A 2,486-nucleotide genomic window follows, 5' to 3' on the forward strand; every position below is an offset into this window, starting at 1 on the left:
CCGCCGCGCCGACCCGCCGCCCCCGCTGAGATCCGCACGACGGGCCCCGGCATCCGCCGACCGGGGCCCGCGCTTCCACGATGACGGGCGGATACGCGAGAGGACACGCCAATGAGCAAGGGTTACCCCTCGATGACCGCGCTGCTGGGCCTGCTGGCCGTGGCCGGCTACCAGAACCGCGACAAGCTCGCCGAACTGCTGAAGGGCCACGATCACGGCACCAGCCCGGCGCAGGTGCCGTCCGTGCCGAAAACGGCCCCGACGGGAACCGGGACCTCCGGGACCGGCGGGCTCGAGAATTTCTCCGGCCTCGCGGGCCTGCTGGGCGGCGCCGGGACCGCCGGCGTCGGCGGCCTGATCGCCAGCGGCCTCAGCGAACTCGTCGACCACTTCACCAAGAGCGGTCACGGCGAGACCGCCACCTCGTGGATCAACCACGGCACCAACCGCGACCTCCCCGAGGCCGACCTCGAGCGCGCCATCGGGCCCGAGACCCTGGACCACCTCACCCGTCAGACCGGCCTGAGCCGGGCGGCTCTCCTGGCGCGCCTGTCCCGCGAGCTGCCCTCGGCGATCGACCGCTACTCGCCCGACGGCCGCCTGCCGACCTGAGGCCGGAACACCACGCGCCCGCATCGACCCCGGCTGCCGCGCCGGAGGCGATGCGGGCGCCGCCGTTGACAGGCGTGCGCGCAATGGTCACCTCCAGACCCTGACGGCCAGGCGTGATTCTGGCCTGAGAGGCGGATCATGGCGAGCGAAGCAGCGACGCGGCCCATCGTGTTCATCGATGGCGAGGCCGGCACGACCGGTCTCGGCATCCGCGAGCGCCTGGAGCGCGACGGCCGCGTGACCCTGCGCAGCATCGCGCCCGAGCACCGGAAGGATCCGGAGGCGAAGCGCGCGCTGCTCGCCGAGGTCGATCTCGCGGTCCTGTGCCTGCCGGACGACGCCGCCCGCGAGACGGTGGCGCTCGCCGACGGCCTGCCCGGGGGCGGCCCGCGCATCCTCGACGCCAGCACCGCCCACCGGGTCGCCCCCGGCTGGACCTACGGCTTCCCGGAGATGACCCGGGAGCAGGGCGCCGCGGTCGCCCGCGCCCGGCGCGTGGCCAATCCCGGCTGCTACCCCACCGGCGGGATCGCGCTCCTGCGTCCCCTGGTCGAGGGCGGCCTGATCCCGGCGGATGTCCCGCTCAGCGTCAACGCGGTCAGCGGCTACAGCGGCGGCGGCAAGGGCATGATCGAGGAGTACGAGCGGGGCGGCGCGGCGCCGTTCCTGCTGTACGGCCTCGGCTTCGCCCACAAGCACGTGCCGGAGCTGCAGCGCTACAGCGGACTCACCCGGCGGCCGATCTTCGTGCCGTCGGTGGGCAATTTCCGCCAGGGCATGCTGGTGAGCGTGCCGCTCCACCTCGACGCGCTGCCGGGCAAGCCCACGGCCGGCGACCTCGAGGCGGCCCTGCGCGACTGGTACGCCGGCCAGCCGCTGGTTCAGGTGCTGACCGGCGCCGAGACCGGCCAGCATCGCGAGAAGATCACGCCCGAGGATCTCAACGACACCGACCGGCTCGAGCTGCGGGTGTTCGGCTCGTCCGAGCACGGCCAGGCCGTGCTGGTGGCGCGCCTCGACAACCTCGGCAAGGGCGCCTCCGGGGCGGCGGTGCAGAATCTCGGGCTGATGCTCGGGCTCGACACCTGATTTTTCGCCGACCTCGGGAATACCCGGGGCGGCCCGGCGGTTCTCATTCCGAGGCGCGGAGCTGCGGGGTGGGCGGCCGATGGCGGCGCAGGACACGGACCCGGCGGGCGGCGGCGCATGACGACGCTCGCCCGCGCGCGCTTCAGCCAGCTCGTCCTGCCCCGGCTCGATGAGGGCTACCGGCTCGCGCATTGGCTCACCGGCAACGCCACCGACGCCGAGGACGTGATGCAGGAGGCCTGCCTGCGCGCCTACCGGGCGATCGAGACCTTCGCGGAAGGCAACGCCCGGGCGTGGTTCCTGACCATCGTCCGCAACACCGGCTATTCGTGGCTGCAGCGGCACCGGCCCCGGGCGGTGATCTTCGCCGAGGACCTCGCCCCCGAGGCCCGCGCCGCCCTGGATGTCGGGACCGTACATGCCGAGGCGCCGGAGACGCCCGAGGCGGCTCTCATCGCCCATGACGAGGCCGGCCGGCTCGGCCGGGCGATCGAGGCGCTGCCGGTCCCGTTCCGCGAGACGCTGGTGCTGCGGGAGTACCACGGCCTGAGCTACCGGGAGATCGCCGAGGTGACGGGCGCGCCGATCGGGACCGTGATGTCGCGGCTCGGGCGGGCGCGCCAGCACCTGCTCGAACGGCTCGCGGGGGAGGGGCGATGACCGGCGGCGACGAGACCCTCGTGCTGCTCTGCGCCTACGCCGACGGCGAGCTGTCGCCGGGCGAGGTGCTGGCCATGGAACGGCGCCTCGCGGCCGAGCCCGAGCTCCGGGCCAGGGCCGAGCGC

At 74.1% G+C, this 2,486-nt stretch carries 3 protein-coding genes; all 3 read left to right on the forward strand.

Going from position 1 to position 2,486, the window contains the following annotated elements:
* Positions 1 to 111: 111 nt before the first annotated feature.
* The 3 genes from FV228_RS26760 to FV228_RS26770 all read left to right on the forward strand — a co-directional run bounded on the left by FV228_RS26760 (position 112) and on the right by FV228_RS26770 (position 2,361).
* Complete coding sequence (locus FV228_RS26760; RefSeq protein ID WP_147857294.1) at positions 112 to 612, forward strand: YidB family protein; 501 nt, start codon at positions 112 to 114, stop codon at positions 610 to 612.
* A gap of 138 nt (positions 613 to 750) precedes the next feature.
* Positions 751 to 1,701 carry an N-acetyl-gamma-glutamyl-phosphate reductase gene (argC, locus tag FV228_RS26765; protein ID WP_147857295.1) on the forward strand — a complete coding sequence of 317 codons (951 nt, stop codon included), beginning with the start codon at positions 751 to 753 and terminating at the stop codon, positions 1,699 to 1,701.
* Between the two features lie 117 nt (positions 1,702 to 1,818).
* Positions 1,819 to 2,361, forward strand: a complete 543-nt coding sequence (locus FV228_RS26770) for a sigma-70 family RNA polymerase sigma factor (RefSeq protein ID WP_147857296.1) — start codon at positions 1,819 to 1,821, stop codon at positions 2,359 to 2,361.
* The last annotated feature ends 125 nt before the right edge of the window (positions 2,362 to 2,486 follow it).

The sequence above is a fragment of the Methylobacterium sp. WL18 genome (genome assembly GCF_008040015.1).
Classification (GTDB): domain Bacteria; phylum Pseudomonadota; class Alphaproteobacteria; order Rhizobiales; family Beijerinckiaceae; genus Methylobacterium; species Methylobacterium mesophilicum.

Coding starts and splice junctions, on each gene's coding strand:
- FV228_RS26760 (WP_147857294.1), top strand. CDS start 112: ATGAGCAAGGGTTACCCCTCGATGACCGCGCTGCTGGGCCTGCTGGCC.
- argC (WP_147857295.1), top strand. CDS start 751: ATGGCGAGCGAAGCAGCGACGCGGCCCATCGTGTTCATCGATGGCGAG.
- FV228_RS26770 (WP_147857296.1), top strand. CDS start 1,819: ATGACGACGCTCGCCCGCGCGCGCTTCAGCCAGCTCGTCCTGCCCCGG.